Genomic DNA, 24611 nt, shown 5'->3' with positions numbered 1-24611 from the left:
ATTGAGAAATGCAGCTCTATTTACGTGGAAATATTAGCTATTATTTGGTCAAATCATCAAAAAATTTCTTTACGCCATCGAAGAAGCTTTTAGAACGCGGACTATTGGTTTCACCACCTGTACCGCCTAAAGACTCACCCAATTCACGCAGTAATTCTTTCTGCCTTTCGTTCAATTTAACCGGTGTTTCTACTACTACCCGGCACAGCAAATCCCCTTGAACGCCGCCACGAACAGATTTAACGCCTTTACCTTTCATGCGGAACATTTTACCCGTCTGGGTTTCCGCAGGTATTTTCAGTTTCACACGACCATCAAGCGTTGGTACTTCAATTTCTCCGCCCAACGCTGCCATTGCAAAGTTAACTGGCACTTCGCAATAAAGATTATTTTCTTCACGCTCAAAGATATGGTGCCGTTTCACCTGTACCTGAACGTACAAGTCACCAGCTGGTGCGCCATTACTCCCGGCTTCGCCCTCACCACTCAGACGAACACGGTCACCGGTGTCCACACCCGCCGGGATTTTGACAGACAATGTTTTATATTTTTCAACACGCCCATGACCACGACACTTATTACAAGAATCTTTAATGATCTGACCACGGCCATGACAGTGTGGACAAGGCTGCTGAACAGTAAAGAAGCCCTGGCGCATATGAACCTGACCTGCGCCCTGACAGGTTGAACAGGTTACAGGACTGGTTCCTGCTTTAGCACCGCTACCATGACATACATCACAGGTTTCCAGTGTCGGGATGCGGATCTCTTTGGTCACACCACGGACCGCTTCTTCCAGCGTCAATTCCATGCTGTAACGCAAATCAGCACCACGGCTTTGGCGCTGCTGACGGCGACCACCGCCGAAGATATCACCGAAAACGTCACCAAAGATATCACTGAAATCGGCACCACCACCGAATCCACCACCACCCATACCGCCTTGTTCAAAAGCAGCATGACCGTACTGGTCATAGGCAGCGCGTTTCTGATCATCCGTCAGGATCTCGTAAGCTTCTTTAACTTCTTTGAATTTGCTTTCTGCATCTTTATCGCCCTGATTACGATCGGGGTGATATTTCATTGCCAGTCGTTTATAGGCTTTTTTAATCTCTTTTTCGTCCGCTGTTTTGGAAACGCCCAAAACCTCGTAACAATCTCTCTTTGCCATCTCTTATTTTACCCTTAACATACGCGCACGGGCGCAGAGTTCCCTCAACGCCCGTGCCGGTTAATCAGCAACAGTTGTCATAACTGTCACCGCGCCCGCTAAGGGCAATTATTTTTTGTCTTTCACTTCTTCGAATTCAGCGTCTACAACGTCGTCATCTTTTTTCGCACTATCACCAGCATCTGCTGATGCACCCGCCTGAGCCTGCTGCTGAGCAATTTCTAACAGCTTAGCGGAAGCCTGCACCAGAGCCTGAATTTTCGCTTCGATATCAGCTTTATCTTCGCCTTTAGCGACTTTTTCCAACTCAGCAACAGCGCTTTCAATAGCTGTTTTATCTTCTGCTGGCAGTTTGTCACCCGCTTCTTCTACTTGCTTACGAGTACCGTGAACCAGTTGATCTGCCTGGTTACGAATTTGTACCAACTCTTCAAACTTACGATCAGATTCCGCGTTAGCTTCTGCATCACGAACCATCCGTTGAATTTCTTCCTCATTCAGACCGGAAGAAGCCTTGATAGTGATCTGCTGTTCGCGGCCACTATTTTTGTCTTTAGCAGACACATGCAAAATACCATCAGCATCAATGTCAAAAGTCACTTCAACCTGAGGCATACCACGCGGAGCTGGCTGAATACCATCCAAGTTGAACTGGCCCAGAGATTTGTTATCACCGGCACGTTTACGTTCACCCTGCAACACATGGATAGTTACCGCAGCTTGGTTATCTTCTGCTGTAGAGAACACCTGGCTGTGTTTGGTTGGGATTGTGGTATTTTTCGTAATGAGGGCTGTCATCACGCCACCCATAGTTTCGATACCCAGAGACAGAGGCGTTACATCCAGCAACAGCACGTCTTTCACATCACCAGCCAGAACACCGCCCTGTACTGCTGCACCCATGGCTACTGCTTCGTCAGGGTTCACGTCTTTACGTGGCTCTTTACCGAAGAAATCAGCGACCACTTTCTGAACCATTGGCATACGGGTTTGACCACCCACCAAAATCACATCGTTCACATCAGAAACTGACAAACCAGCATCTTGCAATGCAACCCTCACAGGCTCCATAGAACGTTTGACCAGATCTTCTACCAGTGACTCCAGTTTTGCACGGGTCACTTTGATGTTCATGTGCTTAGGACCAGTCGCATCAGCCGTGATGTACGGCAGGTTAACATCAGTCTGCTGTGCAGAAGAGAGCTCGATTTTCGCTTTTTCTGCTGCTTCTTTCAGACGCTGCATTGCCAGCGGGTCATTACGCAGATCAATACCTTGATCTTTCTTAAATTCGTCAACCAGATAGTTGATCATACGGCTATCGAAGTCTTCACCACCCAAGTGAGTATCACCGTTGGTTGCAAGAACTTCATAGGTTTTTTCGCCGTCAACTTCATCAATCTCGATAATAGAAATATCGAAAGTACCACCGCCAAGGTCATAAACTGCGATGGTGCGGTTACCAACTTCTCTGTCCAGGCCATAAGCCAGTGCAGCCGCGGTTGGTTCGTTGATAATACGTTTTACTTCCAGACCAGCGATACGGCCTGCATCTTTTGTTGCCTGACGCTGAGCATCGTTAAAATATGCAGGTACAGTGATTACCGCTTCAGTTACTGGCTCACCCAGATAATCTTCAGCTGTTTTCTTCATTTTTTTCAGAACTTCAGCAGAAACCTGAGGAGGAGCCATTTTCTGGTCTTTCACTTCCAACCATGCGTCACCGTTATCTGCCGCAATGATTTTGTATGGCATGATAGCTACGTCGCGTTGTGCTTCTTCGTCCTGAAAACGACGACCAATCAGACGCTTAATAGCAAACAGCGTATTTTGCGGGTTAGTAACAGCCTGACGTTTAGCCGGTTGACCAACCAGAGTTTCACCATCCTGGGTATATGCAATGATGGAAGGAGTTGTACGATCACCTTCGCTGTTTTCTAATACACGAGCTGTCGTGCCATCCATAATAGCTACACAAGAGTTGGTAGTTCCCAGGTCGATACCAATAATTTTACCCATCTAAACGCCTCCACAAGAAATTCGTAATCAGTCAAGTTGCTAATCAATATGAGGATAAGTATCTACTTTTCAATGGCACCTATTTTTATGCCTTTATGCGATTCCTCACCTTTGCTTATATACATCAGCTGTATAAGACAGCGGTTAGCAACTGCGGTTGATTATAAGATGGGGCCGTTAAAACCAGCATCAAGGGGGGGAGTGAAAAAAAAACCTTTTTATTATTTCACATGTCATTGTTTCCTTGCTGACAGATCATTATGATTCGCCACCTTTGCTATTTATTACTTTTACGATTTTCTTTCAGAGGACTTATGAGCACTAATCAGTTGGCAAATCCCGGCCCTTTAGGTTTGATGGGATTCGGTATGACAACCATTCTGCTTAACCTGCATAACGCAGGTTTCTTTCCACTGGCATCAGTTATCCTGAGCATGGGTATTTTTTATGGTGGCCTGGCTCAAGTAATTGCGGGGCTTTTCGAATATAAGAAAGGTAATACTTTCGCCGCTACCGCTTTCACCTCTTATGGACTGTTTTGGCTCAGTCTGATCGGATTGTTATTCCTACCCAAAATGGGACTGGCAGAAGTCACTAGCAACCAGTATTTAGCGGTATATCTTGGCCTGTGGGGTATTTTTACTCTGTTTATGTTCTTTGGCACCTTTAAGACTAACCGAGTGCTACAATTTATCTTCGGCGGCCTAACACTGCTATTTACTATGTTAGCTATCGGAAACTTTACCGGAAATACCGCTCTGCTAACCATTGCCGGTTATGAAGGGATAATTTGTGGTGCTAGTGCATTTTATCTGGCAATGGCAGAAGTGCTGAATGAGCAATATGGCCGCACTATCCTGCCAATTGGCGAAATAAAACAGTAATAAACTGCGGTTGGAAGAGGGAAAATTTTTTCGGCTCCCTCTTCCCGTCCGATAATGTATTACCATCTTAAGCATCGACAAAAATAAGCATCTGCCATTGCATTGCCTACAGTATTTCAACCAAACCTGCACCATCCGAAGCTTGACACACATAAATAGTCTCTTTCAAACCTGTCGATGCAAAATAGTGTTGATCAACCGTAGCCTTAACAACATCAACCAATGTTTGTGGTACTAAAGCAACGACACAACCACCAAACCCACCTCCAGTCATCCTCACCCCACCTTGTTTACCAATGGCTTGTTTCACAATATCAACCAAGATATCGATTTCAGGAACAGTAATTTCAAAGTCATCACGCATTGATTGATGTGACTGTGCCATGAGTTCAGCTATTAATCGCATATCTCCGCCCACTGTTAACGCTTTTGCCGCCAAAAGCGTGCGTTCATTTTCTTTAATGACATGGCGAGCACGTTTAGCCACTACATCGTCAAGTTCCAAACTGCGCTTTTCAAATTCATTTGATGTCACATCCCGCAAAGCTTTAACGCCGAATAATGCCGCAGCTTGTTCACATTGAGCTCGGCGTATATTATATTCACTGCCAACTAACTCTCGCCTTTTATTTGAGTTTATAATAACAACCGCTATATCTTTGGGAATAGATACAGCTTGTGTAGTTAAATGCCGACAATCAATTAATAATGCATAATGTTCTTTACCTTCTGCTGAAATTAATTGATCCATAATGCCACAATGACAGCCCACAAATTCATTTTCAGCCTGCTGCCCATTTAACGCAATTTCCGTTTGGCTAATCTCTAAGTGGTAAAGGGTTTTAAATGTTTGACCAATAACCGTTTCCAGTGCAGCCGATGAACTTAATCCTGCCCCTTGAGGTACATTACCAGTTACTACAATATCTACCCCTCGAAATATATATCCACGGCTGAGCAAACATGTTACAACACCACGAATATAATTAACCCACATCTTATTCTCGTGAAATGTAATAGGTTGACTAATATCAAATTCATCGAATTGATTGTTATAATCAACTGAGACAATACGAACAAGGCAATCCTCTCGTTTCGCCGCAGCAACGACAATTCGGTAATTAATTGCACATGGCAACACGAAGCCATCATTATAATCAGTGTGTTCTCCAATCAAATTAACCCGGCCCGGTGCTTGAATAATATGTGTCGGTGTATAATGGAATACCGAATCAAAAACATCTTTAACACGATTAATTAAAATTTTCATGGCGTTATTCTCAAATATGGCGTTAGTAACACGATACTATTAATGAAAAATTTCGCCCGACAATTGTCACTGTTGCTCTTTATAATGTACGTCACTCAATGCACGCAGAACCTGAGCCGCTTGCTCTGCCGTTAAATCACGTTGCGTCTCAGCAAACATTTCATAGCCCACCATAAATTTTCGCACAACAGCAGACCGCAATAATGGCGGATAGAAAAGTGCATGTAATTGCCAATGTTCAATATCGGTTCCTTGTTCAAAAAAAGGCGCAAAATGCCAGCCCATAGAATAAGGAAAAGAGCTGAGAAATAAATTGTCATAACGACTGGTGAGTTTTTTAAGCGCGAACGCCAAATCATCACATTGTTCATCCGTTAATTCATTCATGCGACGAACATGAACTTTAGGTAACAACATGGTTTCATAGGGCCATACCGCCCAGTAAGGTACAACCACCAGCCAATGCATTGTATCGACCACTATCCGCTCACCATCATCTAATTCAGCCTGAACATAATCCACCAGTAAGTTAGAACCATGCTCTTGGTAATAGGCACGCAGCTGTTTATCTTTACGTTCAATTTCGTTTGGTAAAAAACTATTTGCCCAGATTTGCCCGTGCGGATGAGGCTGAGAACACCCCATCAACTCTCCTTTATTCTCAAAGAGTTGAACCCAAATATATTCTTTACCTAATGTTTCAATTTGTTGATTCCAGGTATTAATTACCTGACGAATTTGTTCAATGGACAATTCAGGCAATGTCTTGCTGTGATCAGGAGAAAAACAGATCACACGACTTAATCCTCGTACTCCCTGCGCCTTAAATAGCGGATGATGTGATTGCAGTATATCAGGCGAATCTGGCATTAAGGCTGAAAAATCATTATTAAAAACAAAGGCTCCTTGATAATCCGGATTTTGCTCACCGGAAATACGCTTGTTCGACGGGCAAAGGAAACATTGCTCATCATAGTGCGGGATATCGTCTATCAACGGCTGCTCATCGCTCCCATTCCACGGCCGTTTCACCCGATGAGGAGATACTAAAACCCATTGCCCAATCAAAGGGTTATAACGACGATGAGGATGTTCAACCGGATTAAATTCAATCTTAGCCATAGCAATTTCTATTTTTTCAACATCAGTTGTAAAAATCATTGTCAATTCACCAGCTCTAAATGCAGTGTAACAACGAGCATCAATACCAATCTGAGATATCAATCACGCTGATGTACATGATGTTATACAAAGAGTGAAAATAAAGGATATATTGACCTGACTCAGACGACCACAAACTGGTTAATACTGGCTGTATTGAGCAATTATTGCCTTGATTAATGCTCTCTGGTTATTCTGGCTGTGTTGTACACTGTTTTCTGGTGGCCAGTTCCTATGACAGCCCCATCTATTGGGGCTGCCACAAAAAGTCGGCCTTTTTTGCTAAAGAACAAGGGGGGAGTGATTTATTTCAATTTCACCTTCTCAAGTGCAGAGAAAATTTGCTGCTTATCTGAATTCTTTAAGTTATGTTGTTGAATATTTTCCATAAACATTTCCTTATCAGAAGCATTTATCTTTTCTCCGGCTTTGAGCAGAATCGCAATTTGTTGGAGGATTTCAGTACTTAGTCCACTAATTTTAATCCGAACGTCACCCAGCGGCTTAGGTTGCCAACCATTTTCAGGGACAGACAACCAATCAGCACGATAGCGATACTGAATCGCCTTCGCGGCATTCATTTGGATTATAATGAACGGCCTGATAGATTCCCCACTTAACCCGAAAGATTCAGCCTCACTCATTGATTTGGTAAGAACCTTATCTTCCTGCTCCAAGACCTCAACAGGTAGATGGTTTTCAGCCTTGTATCCCGCCACATCTTTCATGTAAGAAAGACGCTGATTAATTAACTGGGCTACCGTCGCCTTTGCTCCTATTGCTAGCGCCGCCATTGGCGCTATTGCGCTCATAACTAATGCCAAGCCAGCAATAAAGCCAATTCTTACTTTTTTTGATCGTTCCATTTTTTCACCCCGAAATTTATTCTAAACAACCAATCAACATACTAAATGAATTATAGGCTTATAATGTTGAAATTGGCTTTCGATAGGTGTCAGATTAAAGCTCGATTTTTTGATTATTTCTACAACTAGTTCATTGCTCAGCGACGAGCATTTTTCGGTCTAAAAGCAGCAACTACCTTGTCATCGGTTTCGACATACGGGCCATCCAGCAACTGGATACAATATGGCACGCTGGCAAAAATGCCGGGTACCAGAACTTCACCATTTTCGCCTTTCAAGCCTTCCAGCGTTTCTGCTATTGCTTTTGGTTGCCCTGGCAAATTTAGGATAAGAGCCTGCTTGCGGATCACACCAACCTGGCGGGACAAAATTGCTGTTGGAACAAATTTTAAGCTAATTTGGCGCATCTGTTCGCCATAACCCGGCATTTCACGGTCTGCAACCGCCAATGTTGCATCAGGAGTCACATCACGGCGAGCAGGGCCAGTTCCACCAGTAGTTAGAACTAAATGACAACCGATTTCATCCACCAATTCACACAGGGTTTGTTCAATAATGATCTGCTCATCAGGGATTAAACGAGTTTCTACACGGAAAGGCGTCGTCATAGCACTTTTCAACCACTCTTCCAGCGCTGGAATCCCTTTGTCCTGATAAACACCGCTCGATGCACGATCAGAGACAGATACCAGACCAATGCGCAACTCATTCATATAAACCTCAATCAACACAATTAACTAATAGCAAAAAGGCGGCTAATTATGCCGCCTTTAAAACTAAAAGAATAGTTTATGACCTATCATTACAGCAGATCAGCGATCATCTTCTCAAGTTTGCCCTGATCTACAGCAAATTTACGGATACCATCCGCCAGTTTTTCTGTTGCCATTGCATCTTGATGGTGTTCCCAATAGAACTGAGCTTCATTCAGTGGCTCTGGACGCGCTTTAACATCACCGGTATAACCCAGTTTACATTCAACCTCACCCTGAGCTTCAGATAATTCTTTCAATAGCGCAGGGGCGATAGTCAAACGGTCACAACCCGCCAATTCCAGGATCTCACCGGAATTACGGAAACTTGCTCCCATAACAACGGTGTCATAACCATGTTGCTTATAATATTGGTAGATCTCGGTGACAGAAATAACACCTGGATCTTCGTGTGGCGCAAATTCTTTTTTATCGCTGTTCGCTTTATACCAGTCAAGGATGCGACCAACGAATGGAGAGATCAGGTAAACGCCCGCTTCGGCACAAGCGCGCGCCTGAGCAAAGGAGAACAACAGAGTCAGGTTACAGTTGATACCTTGTTTTTCTAACTGCTCAGCCGCACGGATACCCTGCCAGGTTGAAGCCAGTTTGATCAGAATACGCTCATTGCTGATACCCGCTTCGTTATACAGCTTTATCAGACGCTTAGCTTTAGCGACGCTGGCTTCGGTGTCATAAGACAGACGAGCATCCACTTCAGTAGAAATACGGCCTGGGATCAATTTCAGAATTTCCAAACCAATATTCACCGCCAGTTTATCGCTGGCATCTACAATTTGCTGCTCACGGGAGTTACTCTGTTCACGCGCCCACGCAATTGCTTCATCGATCAGTTTGCGGTATTCAGGGATCTGTGCAGCGTTAAGGATCAGAGATGGGTTAGTCGTAGCATCTTGTGGCTGATAAAGTTTCATCGCCGCAATATCCCCGGTATCTGCTACTACTGTTGTCAGTTTACGCAGGGAAGTTAGTTTATCGGTCATTTTGTCATATCTCATCGTTATGCGTGAAATTGTGGCATTGTGGCTGCGCCATCCATTGATAATAACACGGTAAGATCTTGCTGCAAGGCGGTAAAAACGATGACTAACCGCTTTTAGAATTAATTATTCTACAGTTAATTTATTTTCAACTTCAGCACTTATTTTTTTCGAAACAAAAACTGAACTTAAAGAACACATTGCAAAAAAGATAAATAAAATACTACTTCCCAGCAAAGGGATTAAACCTATTACTATAATACCAAAAGCTGACTGGTAGCTTCTTGAAATTGCATCCGAAGACGATATTATTTTCGCAAAATATTTTTCTGGAGTCAGTTCTTGCCCTGATGTGTAAAGAGATATCCTTAAAAAAGAAAGTCCGATAAAAATAAGCATAGTTCCCAAGGTATAGTATAACAGGGAAATTCTTGACAAAGGTATAGCCCAAAGAATACTGCCAACTGTAATTAAGAAAGAACCAAGAAAAAAGGATTTTTTTAACTTGTTGATATTAAAATAAGCACCAGACAAATAAGAACCAAATAACATTGAAACAGAAGCCACAAAGGAAAAATAAGCGACTAAATCAGAAAAAGAAAACGAATATAATCCACTAAATAAAGAGACGATTATTGTATAGCTAGAAGTTATTATATAAGTTGAAATCACCTGGTATGATACCATTGCAGTTAAAATACTTATCCTGAACAATAATATATTTCTCTGAGTATTATTCTTGATAATATATTCTAAACCGCCATATTTCATAATAATATCTTTTTTCTCTGTTTTAGTTCCCCAATCGCCGATAAAAAAGAGAAGTATCATTGATAAAAGAAAACATATTGATTCAATAATAAATAAGAAACGTATCGAAGTTATATTTATCAAAAATCCGGCTATCAATGGAGAAGATATAGAGAAGAGACCATAATAGAATTGTTGCTTTGATATAAAAGCAACTCTTTCTTCTGAACTGACAAATACCTGATATGCCACTGACCTTATCGATATATTTAAACCTGAAAGAAATGACAGAAGGAAAGATATGAAAAATAATAAATATATATTATTCACAAACACAGCAAAGAATATTATTACCGCTCGAAATAAATCTGAATAAATACAAATAGTTCGCATATTAAACCGAGCAGTTAGCCCACCAATAACCGCAAAAACTAATATACTAGCTATTAGCCTTACAGATACCATTAAAGACGTATCCATTTCCGATTTCGTGATTGAATATACCAGTGAAATAAGCGCTATTTCACTTATTCCTGTACCAAAGATAGATATTATATCAGAGGATAATAGCTTGTTTTTATTCTGCATATTTTATCCCATTTATATTTTATTTATCCAATCGATTTCATTAATGGCATTTCCCCGATTTCAATTAAATAAGAACAATGATTACAAACGTGCCTAAATTTCCTATTATCAAAATCATCACCGTAAGCATGTGTATATGTAATTCCACAATTATCACATATATCATATTTAGGATTTTCTATATTATAATTTTTATATAATCGCTCAAGTGACTCAAAAAAATTGAATCCCAACCCTGGCCAAACACCCGATAATAAATCAGCTATAAAGTAATTTATATCCCTATTATGATCTCCTCTATCATAGTCTGTAGGCGATCCCTGTTTCGAATGATGTTCAGGAGCCACAATTTTAAGATATAATGTCAATTCTTTTTTAGTTATTGTCCATAATGGTGATACATGCGTAAACTCCCCCCATGTTTTCAATGGAGCCGACTCACCCAAATTTGCGATAGCCTCAGCAGCCACTTTAACATCTGCGCCTGATGCTGCCGTATCAGCAACAGTAACTCCAATTAACTCATGCTTTGGCAATTTATCCACATTTCTTCTCAAAAGATATAATAATGCCAGACTATCTCTACCTCCAGATAAGGCAAGTATAATTTTATCATTTTCCTTAATCAAAGACTTAGTAAGAATCCCTTGAACAAACATGTCATCAATATATTTTACGAAACTATCCTCATTAAATTGTGTTTGTTTTAGATCGCAAATACCATTCTCTTTAAACCAGAGTATTCTCTTAGTATAAATTGAATCTGTATTTTCCTGTGTTACCTCAACGCCATCATCTTCCCATAAACGTAAAGTTCTGCAATATTCTGGGAGTTGGTATGCCCTTACCATATCCAAAACTATTTTATCGCTTTCTTTTACTACATAGCTTTGATCATCTGTTATTTTATCATTTACATAGCAAAGTATAGAATCTTGGGGTATGTAATTCTCCTTCAGGAATCTTCTCAACGGGACCCCAGACTTTGCAGAAAGCACATGAATTTTATCTAACCTATCTTTAAGCAACACGGTGTGTTTTTTCATAATAATCTCTTACAAGAAAGAGCCTGTTGTTAGATACAACAGGCTTCTATTTTAAATATGGGCGATACTCTCACCGACACTCATGAGCAAGTCAGCATCACGTTTAATACGTCCAATAATCATTTGATTGATTTCTTCGAAACCAATTTCATCCTGCGAAACACTAAATAACCTTATAGGTTCAGCTTTACGAGTAAATATAGGCTGAAATAGCTTTTAAGCTGTTGATTGCATCTCTATTCCTCCAATTTTATAAAAACAAATTTGCAAGAAGTATTCTCACTTTTAGAATAATTACACTATTACAATCTAAAAAAATCGATCAAACGCACAGAAATTAACATTTAAATAACTAAAATAAACTTAATTTAAATATTATTATCATTTAAGGTGATATTGAACAATAAAATGGAATGCAAAATTATCAGCTGGTTACGCCGCAGATACTACGTACACAGTTTCTGCTATCGTTGCTATTCATTCTTTATTATCCTATCTTTTGTTAAAGTCACTTAATCTGAATAACCGGGATGACATTATGCTTATCACTATTTCACCTGCAAAAACCCTTGATTATGAAAGCCCGCTTGCTACGGAAAAATATAGTCAGCCAGCATTACTCGGCCAGTCAGAACAACTAATTAGCATCTGCCGTAAACTCACACCAACCCAAATTGCCAGTTTGATGGGTATCAGCGATAAACTTGCCGGTTTGAATGCAGCCCGATTTGGCGAATGGCATGCTGATTTCACGCCAGAAAATGCACGTCAGGCTATTCTGGCATTTAAAGGTGATGTGTATACCGGTATGCAAGCTGAAGATTTTTCCGACAAGGATTTTGATTTTGCTCAGGATCATCTGCGTATCCTGTCTGGCCTTTACGGTGTGCTCCGTCCTTTGGATCTGATGCAACCTTACCGGCTGGAAATGGGAATTAAACTGGAAAATAAACGTGGTAGAGATCTTTATTCTTTTTGGGGAGATCTGATCACAGAAAAACTTAATGAAGCCCTAGAGCAGCAAGGCGATAATGTATTGGTTAATCTGGCTTCCGATGAATATTTCAAATCCGTTAATACGAAAAAATTAGCCGGTAAGATTATCAAGCCCGTATTTCTTGATGAGAAAAACGGTAAATATAAGATTATCAGCTTCTATGCGAAAAAAGCCCGTGGGTTGATAAGCCGGTTTATTATTCAGAATCAGTTAACGCAAATTGACCGTCTAGTGGAATTCAATCTGGATGGCTACGTTTTTGATGAATCGTTATCTAAAGGAAACGAGCTGGTATTTAAACGACCGGAACAACATTAAAACTTTTATTATCAATCATAAACGCCGCATAATTTATGCGGCGTCTACTCTTATCGCTATTCAGGTGCTCTTGCCACCAGGAAAGCACGTAATTTAGCAAAATCTGCCGGCAAATGATGGGATAACAAGTTTAAATCAGCTCGTTCTGCCAGAGCTTCAGGCAGTGGTAATTCCTCCCCCAAAATCTGTTCCACACTCTCTTTAAATTTCGCCGGATGAGCTGTACCGAGAAATAATCCGTATTCATCTTCCTGTAATTGATCACGCAAAACTCGGTAAGCAACGGCTGCATGAGGTTCAGAGATATAACCCAATTTAGCCAATTCCTTAATAGTCCCTTTAGTCACATCATCACTGACTATGCCATACCCCAATTCACTTAATTTCCAGGATCGACGACAAAATAGTTCTTCAATACGCGGCCAGTTGTTTGGCTGACTCACATCCATTGCGTTAGAAAGCGTGGCAACCGTCTGATGAGGCAGCCATTTTCCATCCGCCAGATAACGAGGAACCGTGTCGTTAACATTCGTCGCCGCGATAAAACGTTTTACCGGTAAACCCATTGATTTTGCCAATAAACCGGCAGTTAAATCACCAAAATTCCCACTGGGCACAGAAATAACCAATTTTTCGCGTTTATCTTCTGGTACCTGAGCCACCGCCTCAAAGTAATAGCAAATTTGTGCCAGCAAACGACTGATGTTAATTGAGTTAGCTGAATTGAGATACAGAGCCTGTTTCAACTCTTGATCATCAAATGACTGTTTAACCAACGCCTGGCAATCATCGAAATCGCCATCAATTGCAACTGTGTGAATGTTACCGCCCAATGTACAAAAAAGTTTTTCCTGTAACGGGCTAATTTTACCCTGCGGATAGAGAATAACCACCTGTACATTATCCAACCCATAAAAGGCATGCGCTACTGCTGCACCAGTATCGCCAGAAGTCGCGGTTAAGATAGTCACAGGCTGCTCACCAGCAACCTGTGCCAGTATTTGTGCCATAAAACGGCCACCAAAATCTTTGAATGCCAGAGTCGGACCGTGGAATAATTCCAGCGTTGCAATATCATCTGCCACTTTTGCAACAGGTGCTGGAAAAATAAAAGCACTCTCAATTCGTGCCGCCAGTTGTTCTGGCGGAATTTCATCGCCAATAAACGCTGAAAGAATGCGACCGCTGCGGGTAACAAAATCCAGTTTCAACAGTTGGTCAATTTCTTCACGACTGAATTCGGGTAAATCTTGCGGGAAGAAAAGTCCTTGCTGTTTACCTAACCCCTGTTTTACTGCCTGCGCAAAACTCACCTGCTCGCTGTTGTCTTTTAAGTTATACAGTTTCATTAGTTACCCTATCTGTCGAGCGCCTGCGAGATCCAGACGGCAAATGTGTACAAAACCTTCATCATTCTGAACATAATGCTGTTGCAGCCACTCAGCCATTTTCTCTGCGGTAGCCATATCGTTACAAATAGAAAACAACGTCGGGCCGGAACCAGAAATACCACAGGCCAATGCGCCTATCTCTTTTGCTGCTTCACGAGCGTTAGTAAAACCTGGTAACAGTTGTCTGCGGTATGGCTCAGCAACAACATCTTTCATCAATTTGGCGGCCAGCTCAGGTTGCCGTGTATGACAAGCATGAATAAAGCCAGCAAGAAAACGCCCATGGTCGATAACATCCCGCTTCGAATACTTAGCAGGTAAAATTGCTCTGGCTTCTGCGGTAGAAACTTTAATGCCCGGATAAGCCATCACCCAGAGCCATTCATCAAATGAAGGCACTGACTGACAGATAATATCCCCTTGTTCCATAATCAGTTGCAAACCGCCAAGGTAACATGGCGCGACGTTATCATAGTGGATGCTGCCTGAAATACGCCCTTCCAACTCGCCCATCATTTCCAGTAATTGACCTTCGCTGAACGGACATCCCGTAAATTCATTGAGTGCCATTAAACCAGCCACAACAGAACAAGCGCTGGAACCAAGACCAGAACCAATTGGCATATTTTTTTCTAGCGTCATCTCCACAGGTAATTGTTTACCTAAACGCTGGCAGAATAACTGCCAACATTGATAAACGATGTTGTACTCCTGTTTCTCAGGTAGCTTCCCCACAAATCGTCCTTCATTACGCAAACTGAAACTATCCGCCGCACGAACAGCAACACAGTCACCTAACAAAGTCCCATCAACTGGAGAAACTGCGGCTCCCAGTACATCAAACCCAACACTGACATTCCCAATAGATGCGGGAGCATAGACTTTAATCACAATTAAACTCCCTGTTTCCAGGATAAAGTACGCAGCATATCGGCAAAAACACCGGCGGCTGTGACATCATTACCGGCTCCGTAACCACGCAGTACCAACGGTATCGGCTGATAGTAACGAGTGTAGAATGCCAGCGCATTTTCGCCATTTTTAACTTTATAAAGCGGGTCATTGCCATCTACAGCCACAATTTTCACTCTGCAACGACCATTCTCAATCATGCCAATATAACGTAACACTTTCCCGTGAGCTTTCGCTTCTGCTACACGCTGGTTGAAAACCTGATCAAGCGAGGATAAACGTTCAAGGAAAGTCTCCACGTTGCCGCTATCATCAAAGGAAGCAGGTAGCACTGGCTCCACATCAATATCATCTAATTCCAGCTCACAACCTGACTCACGTGCGAGGATTAACAGCTTACGGGCAACATCCATACCAGAGAGATCATCACGAGGATCTGGCTCGGTATAACCTTTCTCTTTCGCCAGTAAAGTTGCCTGAGATAATAATATCCCTTCATCCAACATACCGAAAATAAAGGAAAGAGAGCCGGAAAGAATGCCATTAAACTGAACCAACTCATCACCCGCATTCAGCAAATTCTGTAAGTTTTCAATAACAGGTAGACCCGCTCCCACATTGGTGTCATACAAGAATTTACGTTTGGATTTTTCTGCTGCTTTACGGATCTGATGGTAATAAGCCATTGATGCAGTGTTAGCTTTCTTATTCGGCGTTACTACATTAAACCCATCACTCAGGAAGCTAGCATACTGATCTGCAATTTGCTGATTAGAGGTACAATCCACTATCACCGGATTAAGCAAATGATACTCTTTCTCTAGGCGGATCAGACGACTCAGGCTAAATGGCTCTTCAGCTTCTGACAAACATTGCTGCCAATTATCGAGACAAATACCTCTCATATCCGTCAGCATAGCTCGTGAATTAGCGATACCACATACCCGTAAATCAATGTGTTTTTGTTTTAACCATGCTTGCTGGCGACGGATCTGCTCAATTAAAGCGCTACCAACACCACCGACGCCGACAACAAAAACCTCGATCACCTGATCAGTGTTAAATAACATCTGATGGCATAGACGAACTGCGGTAGTAGCAGCTTCATTGTCGATAACCGCCGAGATAGAACGTTCAGAAGACCCTTGTGCAATGGCGACAATATTGATGTTACCACGAGCAAGAGCCGAGAAAAAACGGGCAGAAATGCCGCGCAGAGTACGCATACCATCACCCACAACCGAGATGATAGAGAGATTTTCCATCACATCCAAAGGATCAAGTACACCATCTTTCAGTTCTAGATAGAATTCTTCACTCAATGCCTGACGTGCACGTTCCAGTTCACGTTGAGGCACACAGAAACTGATGCTGTATTCTGAAGATGATTGAGTGATTAACACAACAGAAATCCCTTTGCGAGACATAACCGCAAATACTCGTGCGGCCATACCAACCATACCCTTCATTCCGGGACCTGATACGTTAATCATGGCCATATTGCTGAGGTTGGTAATACCTTTCACTGGTGTACTTTCATCTTTCTGCCCATCACCGATAAGTGTTCCCGGCGCATCAGGATTGGCTGTATTTTTAATCAAACAAGGAATCTGAAATTGAGCAATCGGAGCAATAGTCCGCGGATGGAGCACTTTAGCCCCAAAATAAGAGAGTTCCATTGCTTCCTGATAGGACATTCCTTTTAATAAACGTGCATCTGGCACAATTCTTGGGTCACAGGTATAGACACCATCGACATCAGTCCAGATTTCACAACATTCAGCACGCAAACAAGCCGCCAAAACAGCGGCAGAATAATCAGAACCATTACGTCCTAAGACAACCAACTCTCCTTTACCATTCCCGGCGGTAAAACCCGCCATAAGGACAATATGATCATCAGGAATATTCAGAGAAGAAATGCGCGTTGTAGACTCACTAATATCTACCGTAGATTCAAGATAATGGCCTTGTGCCAACAGATTTTTTACCGGATTAATCACTGTGACCTTATGACCACGCGCCTGTAATACAGATGCCATGATGGCGATAGAGAGTTTTTCACCACGGCAAATCAGAGAAGCGTTAATACTATCCGGGCACTGGCCCAATAATGAGATACCATGCAAAACCTGTTTTAATTGAGCAAATTCTTGCTCAACCATCATTTTTAACCGTTCATAATCAAAACCGGGTTGCGCCTGTACTAGCCCCTGCAATAAATCAGCAAAGATCTGTTCAGCATCGTGCATATGGGTAATAACGTCTTGCCCAGCCACAGTTTTTTCGATCATTGCGACTAAATGATTAGTCATTTTTGCCGGGGCAGAAAGCACTAACGCAACCCCTCCTTGAGAAAGCTTTTTCTCAACGATATCAGCGACACTCAGCACACGCTGGCAGTTAGCGACCGAAGTCCCTCCAAATTTAAGCACTAGCATTGACATTTTTCTCCTGATTCAGCGCCAAAAAAAAACCCGCATCTGATTTAGATGCGGGCTTTTTTATCTGTTTTGTGTATGCGTCAGCCCGCCCCGCAACTTGTAGTTCCGGTGGTAGTAATAATTGTGGTTTTCAGGCTGATTGTTTGCATAAGTTCCTGTCTGTCATTTAATAAGTTCGACCCTATATTGGTTAAAGGAATCTGTGCGCAAAGTCAAACATTTTCTTTAGACAACCTTATATTTTCGATATTTCTTGCATTGAAATAATTTATTCTATAGTCACCAATGCAAACAAATATATCCAATTTAATGCCTTCTTTCAGTTGTTAACCCTATTTTTAACAAAATTAACAATATGTTTTGTCTTTTAATAAAAATCAGGTATTTTTGTTCACCGGCAAGCACAAGGAAGACTGTTTTTTATACAAAAGTATTTTGTGTGTTAACAGAAATTTTTCATTTTCCTGCATAATACAAAGTATAAAATAACAAATATAAATAATATTAACGTGCTACAATCAATTTTGATGTACGTCAATAAAAGGTAGTTTTTTTAGATGGTAAATGCATTGCAAGCTGTTATATTGCTGTTAATAGACTAACATAACACTGTTTAACCAGTTTTTTCGGGTACATGCCCACCAAAGGAAAAACAACTTTTACTTTCAGTGTAAAACATATCAATAAATGTTATTACTGACTTAAGCTATAATTTCAGTGATGACAAACAATAACCAGTAAATATCCTGAGATAAGAGTAGTTTGAGTCATTCTGATTTTATTTTTAAGCGATTTTAGGTAGCAACCATGCAAACCCCGCACATTTTGATTGTTGAAGACGAAATTGTCACTCGCAACACCCTGAAAAGCATTTTCGAGGCTGAAGGGTATGTTGTTTATGAAGCCACCGATGGTTCAGAAATGCATCATATTCTGTCAGACAACGACATTAACCTGGTGATTATGGATATCAATCTTCCAGGCAAAAATGGCTTGTTACTTGCCCGCGAATTGCGTGAACAAGCGAACGTTGCTTTGATGTTCCTGACCGGCCGTGATAATGAAGTGGACAAGATCCTTGGGTTGGAAATTGGGGCAGATGATTATATCACCAAACCATTTAACCCACGTGAACTGACCATTCGCGCCCGTAACCTGCTTTCTCGCACCATGAATCTGAGTAACGTCAGCGAAGAACGCCGCCAGGTTGAAAGCTACAAATTCAATGGTTGGGAATTAGATATCAATAGCCGCTCTCTGATCAGCCCTGCTGGTGAACAATATAAATTGCCACGTAGTGAGTTCCGCGCCATGCTTCATTTCTGTGAAAATCCGGGCAAAATCCAGACTCGCGCAGACTTGCTGAAAAAAATGACAGGCCGTGAACTGAAGCCCCATGATCGTACTGTTGATGTGACAATTCGTCGTATCCGTAAGCATTTCGAATCTACCCCAGATACTATGGAGATCATTGCCACTATTCATGGTGAGGGTTATCGTTTCTGTGGTGATTTGGAAGCGTGATTTGAATTAAATGACAGGATGGGATGTCTTTGTAGAAACCCCATCCTATTCTCTCAATTTTCCGCAACCTTCCACGGCATAATTGGCACAGCACTGAGTGCGTTCTTCGGCGAACCATCAATTACTTTGTCTGAATAAGTCAGATAAACAAGTGCATCACGGTTTGCATCATAGAAACGGACAACCTGGAGTTTTTTAAACACCAATGAAGTTCGCTTCTGGAAAACAACCTGGCCTTTCTTACCACTCTTTTTAATCTTGTCTGTTAGCTCGATAGGACCTACCTGTTGGCAGGAAATAGCCGCATCAGCGGTATCTTCCGCAAGTCCTAAGCCACCTTTGATTCCACCTGTTTTTGCCCTACTTAGATAACAAGTCACATTTTTCACATCAGGATCATCAAACGCTTCAACCACAATTTTATGATCAGGCCCGATAAATTTAAAAACAGTATCTACCGAACCAATCTCTTCAGCCTGAGTCGCCAGAGGTATGAACAACAATGTGGTTGCTACGAATATCTTTCTGATCTTTAACATATATAATCTCATGCCTTAATCAATTCAGTCTAAAACTTCACCACAGTGATACCAGATAGAATGGTAATACTATCGATAACAATAGTTACATATAAATATAATTTCACAAAGTAATGAGTGAAATAATAATCTTAACAAGTATCCTATTGTAAATAGGATACTTGTTTTACACTTAGTGCTTATATCCAGTAGAGTTATTGCTGAATGCTATTCTTGTCAATAAATTGTGAACATGGGCAGCACGTGGAAACCAGAACGTACATACCCTATGGATTTTAAGATGCATCGCGACGGCAAGGGAACGAATCCCCGGGAGCATAGATAACTATGTGACTGGGGTGAGTGAGTGCAGCCAACAAAGAAGCAACTTGAAAGATAACGGGTATATGTAATACACGAGAATGACTCATCTCGCTCACCCTACGTACTTGTTCAGAATGGCAAACAAAATAGCCTGGTGGTATAGGCTCTTATATTATTCTTTCTGGTCTTACATGACTAAGGAGATGTATGGATCAAACCAACATCATTCGTGATTTATTACGTTGGCTAGATAATCACTTAGATCAACCATTATCACTCGACAATGTTGCAGCCAAAGCTGGCTATTCTAAATGGCACCTGCAACGTATGTTTAAGGACGTTACCGGCCAAGCTATTGGCTCTTATATCCGTGCCAGAAGGTTGTCACGGGCAGCCGTTGCCTTACGTTTAACCAGTCGCCCTATTCTGGATATTGCTTTGCAATACCGGTTTGACTCCCAACAAACTTTTACCCGTGCATTTAAAAAGCAGTTCAACAAAACACCCGCATTTTATCGACTCAGTGAGGAATGGTGTGCCACAGGTATCTGCCCCCCAATATTACTGGATAAAAGGCATATTCCTGAAGCAACATACATCACGCTGGAAGAACTGCAATTGGTCGGTATAGAGCAGTCCTGTTCCTATATGCTGGAACAATGGTCAAGTTTTTGTACTGAAATGCGCCACAATTTCTGGACATACTATCTGCAAAATGCAGAAGTGCTACCGCCAGTGCTTTATGGTCTTCACCATGCGATTCCCAATCCAGAAAAAGAGGATGAGCAAACAGTATTTTACACCACTGCGGTAGAACCCAAATATGCACAGTTTGATGTGGTCGGCAGCCAGCCCGTTACATTACCGGCTGGGGAGTATGTCTCATTCAGTTACTATGGCACCAAAGAAGGCTTACAGAATTTTCTGTTCACCGTCTATGGTATTTGCCTGCCAATACTGAATCTGACCCGTAGAAAAGGATACGATATCGAGCGTTATTATCCCACTCATATAAATGACAGAGACAAGGAAGCGAGGAATCATATCATAGAATTTCAGTATCTTATCCCCATCCAACCGTTAACGCTGTAATTCATCCAGTGCAGGCGTATCCAAATGTGTGATATCGCCTGCCGTTTCTACAATCCAACCAGATGCCAGCCATGGACTGTTTTGGTAATCCACTCTGGACAAAGAGCAATTACGCAAACGAAGACGACGTTCAGCATGTGCGGGTAATCCTAATATTGTGCCAACTAAACATCCCAGAGCAATTCCATGGCTAACTAATAACGGGCGACTGCCACCAGGCAGATTACGGCAGTTTTCCAGCGCGGCTCTCATGCGCACTGCCAATTCATCCATAGATTCGCCTTCAGGGATACGCCCGCCAGGTGTACCATCAAGCACTTTCTTACGCCAGATTTCCTCTTCAGAGGTTAGTGAATCAATATTTCTGCGCTCAAGCACTCCCATATTCAATTCACGTAAACGTGGCTCCAAAATAATTTCACAACCACAAACCTCAGCAATGATTTCTGCGGTACGGCGTGTGCGTCCGAGATCACTGGTAATAATATGAGTAATACTTTCAGACTTTACTCTTTGCGCCACTAATCTGGCCTGATATTCGCCTGTTTCAGTTAAAGGGCTGTCAGATTGTCCCTGAATACGACGCTCCGCATTCCATTCGGATTCCCCGTGGCGAACAAGATATACCTGTAACATTTTCATTTTCCGTTATACTGCGTAAATATTAGTTCAAAGGATAACTTATTTATTATGTATCACGTTATTGCTGCAACCACCAACCCCGCCAAAATTAAGGCTATTAGTCTCGCATTTGATGATATTTTTGGGCCAGGTGCTTACCGGATTGAAGATATCAACGTAGACAGTAGTGTCCCACAACAACCCATTGGTAACACAGAAACCCGTACTGGTGCCCGTCAGCGTGTAATGGCTGCCAGACAGGTTCGCCCCGAAGCAGATTTTTGGGTTGGTGTGGAAGCGGGTATTGAAGATGATATGACATTTGCCTGGATGGTAGTAGAGTATCAGCAAATTCGTGGAGAATCTCGCTCAGCCAGCCTGATGCTACCAGAAAAAATTCTTAATGGTATCCGTGAAGGCCGAGAACTAGGGCATGAAATGGCTTATCTTACAGGTATTGACAACATCAAGTGGAAAGGCGGTGCCATTGGCTTTTTCACCAATGGTATCCTGACTCGTACCAGTGTATACCATCAAGCCCTGATACTCGCTTTAGTACCTGTATATCATGAAATTTATAAAGAACTGGATGGCCGTTAAACAAGCATTCATCATGGGCCGCAGCTGGCGGCCTGTTATTTCAATAATTGCTCTTCTAACCAAGCTTTCACATCATTTGGTGCAGATTTTAGACTATTAGAACCACGTGTGATAGTCGCAATTCCAACCCCAAGTTCATTTTTCAACTCACGTTGGCTCATTTGCCCACTCATCAATTCCTGGATAATTCGGACTCTTGTAGCCAGCGCTGTTCGTTCATCCGGTGTCAATAATAACTGTAAAATCGGGTGCTGTAGATTTTGTGTAAAAGCCTGTTGGAGTAACGTCACAAAGCGTTGCCAGTCTTCATTATTTTGTGGCGAAAGTGCCGGATCTGTCAGATGATTTGGAGTCATAATTAATCAGTTTCATACTATTCAACTAGTACGGCAGCATAACATAGTTTGCCATAAATCAGTAACGCCTTTGCCATTCTGCGTTAGTCAACACATTTGATGATTTACCCATGAAATTACCGTAGAAAACATCATAAGCCAAAACATTTTTGACATAATTCCGAGTTTCGGAAAATGGAATACTTTCAATAAAGGCTATCGCATCCAACCGTCCACCACTGTCAGATAACCAGCGATCTACACGAGTTGGGCCGGCATTATAAGCGGCACTGGCAAGTATCCGATTATTCCCAAAACGCTGATAAACAGACTCAAGATAAGCAGTACCAATTTCAATATTAGTCAATGGGTTTATCAGTTGGCTACTGTTTGCATATCCCTGAATACCATTTTGCTTAACCGTATATTCCGCCGTTTCCGGCATCACCTGCATCAAACCAACTGCACCGACAGAAGAACTCGCTTGCGGGTTCCAGGCACTTTCCTGACGCGCTATCGCCATCGCATAACTCTGAGAAATGCCTTTATCTGACGTAAAATGGTTGAATTCCTGCTGCCATGCCAATGGGAAACGCTCTTCAAGGTGGTCCCACATTTTTCCGGTTATTGTCGCCTGTACACTAAGAGCCGCCCATTTTTGGTTAAAAGCATAACGGGCAAGTTGCTCTTGTTTTGATTTACTCTGACTAGCAACCAGATAGCTCCACTCTATACGAGCAAGATTATCCATTTGCCAATATATCAGTTCCCTTACTCTCCGCACTTCAGGTATTGCAGCAATAGCAGCATCTGGTTTCTTTGCTATATTAATGATTAGTGGATAGCTGATATTCAGTTTTTGCGCAGCAACCATTGGATAAAAACCACGACCTTCTGTCAGCTTACGCAGTATTGCCTCACCTGCACTTTTTTTACCCTGAGCCAATAAAATATTAGCTCGCCAATAACGCCACTGCTCTTTATTCTGGTTCTCTGACGGTAACAATTTGATCCACTGATCCAGACCACGCTCATCTGCGTTACCCAATGCCAAACGAACACGACGCTCAAGCAGTGAAACAGATTGGGTATCACGGATTACATCATCACGCCACTTTTCCTGTTCATAGGCCACATTCCCCATCAACTGCCATGCAACAATCTCTTTTAACCGCTGGCGCTCACTTTCATTCATCTTTTGCACTCTAACAATTGATGGAATGATCGTTCTTGCCTGATCCGGATCTTGACGGGCAAGACGTAAGAAGGCGGCTACGGTAGCTGCACGAGTAAAATCAGTCGGTCCAGTATTATTAGCAAAATCTAATACGGTAGCAGGATCATCCTGCAACTTAATCAGGCCATCACTGATACTTTTGTATCCTGGTGACAATCGCTTAGCGAGGTAACTGACCAGAGAAGTATCCCCTGCTTTCAAGGCGAGATTAATACGCTGTAATACCAGTTCCACCGATAAATAGCCTGCTTGCTGCCAGACATCCAATAATTTATCGCAGCTGGCTGGTAAAGAACGCCCATTCAACCAGACATTTTTTGCTCCCTGCCAAGCAACCGACTTCTCACCTGTAGCCCATTTAGCAAAATAGTAATTACAACGGGCCGTAATAGATTTCGGGGCCGTGGGGCTGAATACCAGCACACCACTCCAATCTTCACGACGTGCAAGCTCATTGATAAAACGGAATGATAAAGAACGTGCCGGTGGCAAATTAGGATAACGATCAATAAAGTCACGGATCTGCTCTGATGTCACAAGAGCGAGATCATGATTCAATTTTCGATATTCCAAGTAAGGATAAAGCGGATAATCTTTTAATGTTGGCATCAATCTCGCGACTTCAGCCATATCGCTGGCATCCCACGCTTGCTTAATCTGCTGATATCTTTGTCGCTGATTATCCAGAGAATCAGCGTTTGCTGCTACAGATACAAAAACCAACCCTACAGTCACCGCAAGGTGTTGCCATCTAGCCATTACCACACTCCTCCCGGAGATCAAGTTGAAT

At 42.1% G+C, this 24611-nt stretch carries 22 protein-coding genes and 1 other annotated feature; of the genes, 5 read left to right on the top strand and 17 right to left on the bottom strand.

Translation table 11 applies throughout. The features are described 5' to 3' along the window. Positions 1-40: 40 nt before the first annotated feature. Together dnaJ and dnaK are read right to left on the bottom strand one after the other, a co-directional pair. The gene (gene dnaJ, locus C5469_RS09475) at positions 41-1171 is read right to left on the bottom strand and encodes a molecular chaperone DnaJ (protein WP_149616085.1); all 1131 of its coding nucleotides are present in this window, start codon (positions 1169-1171) and stop codon (positions 41-43) included. A gap of 108 nt (positions 1172-1279) precedes the next feature. Then, entirely contained in the window at positions 1280-3190 is a 1911-nt protein-coding gene (gene dnaK / locus C5469_RS09470; protein ID WP_166305346.1) for a molecular chaperone DnaK, read from the bottom strand. Positions 3191-3504: 314 nt separating this feature from the next. Here dnaK and satP point away from each other — a divergent pair, with 314 nt between their 5' ends. Then, on the top strand, positions 3505-4074 hold the full coding sequence (gene satP / locus C5469_RS09465; protein WP_166305343.1) for an acetate uptake transporter: 570 nt from the start codon (positions 3505-3507) through the stop codon (positions 4072-4074). A gap of 106 nt (positions 4075-4180) precedes the next feature. On the opposite strand, the gene galK is transcribed toward satP, so the two are convergent. The 7 genes from galK to C5469_RS09430 all read right to left on the bottom strand — a co-directional run bounded on the left by galK (position 4181) and on the right by C5469_RS09430 (position 11508). After that, entirely contained in the window at positions 4181-5344 is a 1164-nt protein-coding gene (galK, locus tag C5469_RS09460; protein ID WP_166305340.1) for a galactokinase, read from the bottom strand. A gap of 66 nt (positions 5345-5410) precedes the next feature. Next, positions 5411-6466, bottom strand: a complete 1056-nt coding sequence (locus C5469_RS09455; RefSeq protein WP_166305623.1) for a UDP-glucose--hexose-1-phosphate uridylyltransferase — start codon at positions 6464-6466, stop codon at positions 5411-5413. Positions 6467-6810: 344 nt separating this feature from the next. Beyond that, positions 6811-7371, bottom strand: coding sequence for a chorismate mutase (locus C5469_RS09450; RefSeq protein WP_166305337.1), 561 nt, complete (start codon positions 7369-7371; stop codon positions 6811-6813). A 137-nt stretch (positions 7372-7508) separates the two neighbouring features. Then, positions 7509-8084, bottom strand: a complete 576-nt coding sequence (mog, locus tag C5469_RS09445; RefSeq protein WP_166305334.1) for a molybdopterin adenylyltransferase — start codon at positions 8082-8084, stop codon at positions 7509-7511. Positions 8085-8173: 89 nt separating this feature from the next. Further along, positions 8174-9127: a transaldolase gene (gene tal / locus C5469_RS09440; protein WP_166305331.1), complete on the bottom strand. Its 954-nt coding sequence runs from the start codon at positions 9125-9127 to the stop codon at positions 8174-8176. A gap of 123 nt (positions 9128-9250) precedes the next feature. Then, positions 9251-10462, bottom strand: a complete 1212-nt coding sequence (locus C5469_RS09435) for an MFS transporter (protein WP_166305328.1) — start codon at positions 10460-10462, stop codon at positions 9251-9253. Positions 10463-10485: 23 nt separating this feature from the next. Beyond that, positions 10486-11508 (bottom strand): tRNA lysidine(34) synthetase, encoded by a 1023-nt coding sequence (locus C5469_RS09430; protein ID WP_166305325.1) that lies wholly within the window; start codon positions 11506-11508, stop codon positions 10486-10488. A 538-nt stretch (positions 11509-12046) separates the two neighbouring features. On the opposite strand from C5469_RS09430, the gene yaaA reads away from it, so the two are divergent. Further along, positions 12047-12823 carry a peroxide stress protein YaaA gene (gene yaaA / locus C5469_RS09425; protein ID WP_166305322.1) on the top strand — a complete coding sequence of 259 codons (777 nt, stop codon included), beginning with the start codon at positions 12047-12049 and terminating at the stop codon, positions 12821-12823. 56 nt (positions 12824-12879) lie between these two features. Here yaaA and thrC read toward each other — a convergent pair whose 3' ends face one another. Genes thrC through thrA form a run of 3 tightly spaced genes read right to left on the bottom strand, consistent with a single transcriptional unit; the run spans position 12880 to position 17567 of the window. Then, the gene (gene thrC, locus C5469_RS09420; protein ID WP_166305319.1) at positions 12880-14172 is read right to left on the bottom strand and encodes a threonine synthase; all 1293 of its coding nucleotides are present in this window, start codon (positions 14170-14172) and stop codon (positions 12880-12882) included. A gap of 3 nt (positions 14173-14175) precedes the next feature. Next, the gene (gene thrB / locus C5469_RS09415; protein WP_166305316.1) at positions 14176-15105 is read right to left on the bottom strand and encodes a homoserine kinase; all 930 of its coding nucleotides are present in this window, start codon (positions 15103-15105) and stop codon (positions 14176-14178) included. Positions 15106-15107: 2 nt separating this feature from the next. Then, the gene (gene thrA, locus C5469_RS09410; protein ID WP_166305313.1) at positions 15108-17567 is read right to left on the bottom strand and encodes a bifunctional aspartate kinase/homoserine dehydrogenase I; all 2460 of its coding nucleotides are present in this window, start codon (positions 17565-17567) and stop codon (positions 15108-15110) included. Positions 17568-17592: 25 nt separating this feature from the next. After that, positions 17593-17712, bottom strand: a sequence feature (Thr leader region). A gap of 665 nt (positions 17713-18377) precedes the next feature. On the opposite strand from thrA, the gene arcA reads away from it, so the two are divergent. Continuing rightward, positions 18378-19094, top strand: coding sequence for a two-component system response regulator ArcA (gene arcA, locus C5469_RS09405; RefSeq protein WP_166305310.1), 717 nt, complete (start codon positions 18378-18380; stop codon positions 19092-19094). A gap of 53 nt (positions 19095-19147) precedes the next feature. Here the strand turns inward: arcA and creA are convergent, their stop codons facing one another. Continuing rightward, positions 19148-19633, bottom strand: a complete 486-nt coding sequence (gene creA / locus C5469_RS09400; protein ID WP_166305307.1) for a protein CreA — start codon at positions 19631-19633, stop codon at positions 19148-19150. 275 nt (positions 19634-19908) lie between these two features. Next, positions 19909-20043 (bottom strand): hypothetical protein, encoded by a 135-nt coding sequence (locus C5469_RS24040; protein ID WP_278249753.1) that lies wholly within the window; start codon positions 20041-20043, stop codon positions 19909-19911. Positions 20044-20143: 100 nt separating this feature from the next. On the opposite strand from C5469_RS24040, the gene robA reads away from it, so the two are divergent. Further along, on the top strand, positions 20144-21028 hold the full coding sequence (gene robA / locus C5469_RS09395; RefSeq protein ID WP_166305304.1) for an MDR efflux pump AcrAB transcriptional activator RobA: 885 nt from the start codon (positions 20144-20146) through the stop codon (positions 21026-21028). Here robA and gpmB read toward each other — a convergent pair. Next, positions 21017-21664: a 2,3-diphosphoglycerate-dependent phosphoglycerate mutase GpmB gene (gene gpmB / locus C5469_RS09390; RefSeq protein WP_166305301.1), complete on the bottom strand. Its 648-nt coding sequence runs from the start codon at positions 21662-21664 to the stop codon at positions 21017-21019. The genes robA and gpmB overlap by 12 nt on opposite strands. A 54-nt stretch (positions 21665-21718) precedes the next feature. Between gpmB and yjjX the strand changes: the two genes are divergently transcribed. Further along, a complete protein-coding gene (gene yjjX / locus C5469_RS09385) occupies positions 21719-22249 on the top strand; it encodes an inosine/xanthosine triphosphatase (RefSeq protein WP_054477340.1) in 531 nt (176 codons plus the stop codon). A gap of 35 nt (positions 22250-22284) precedes the next feature. Here yjjX and trpR read toward each other — a convergent pair whose 3' ends face one another. Then, entirely contained in the window at positions 22285-22605 is a 321-nt protein-coding gene (gene trpR, locus C5469_RS09380; RefSeq protein WP_054477338.1) for a trp operon repressor, read from the bottom strand. A gap of 58 nt (positions 22606-22663) precedes the next feature. Continuing rightward, complete coding sequence (sltY, locus tag C5469_RS09375; RefSeq protein ID WP_166305298.1) at positions 22664-24580, bottom strand: murein transglycosylase; 1917 nt, start codon at positions 24578-24580, stop codon at positions 22664-22666. Positions 24581-24611 lie beyond the last annotated feature (31 nt).

The sequence above is a fragment of the Photorhabdus cinerea genome (genome assembly GCF_011189575.1).
Lineage (GTDB): Bacteria > Pseudomonadota > Gammaproteobacteria > Enterobacterales > Enterobacteriaceae > Photorhabdus > Photorhabdus cinerea.
Note: the sequence above shows the minus strand (reverse complement) of the source record. Positions and strands in the feature narration are given on the sequence as shown.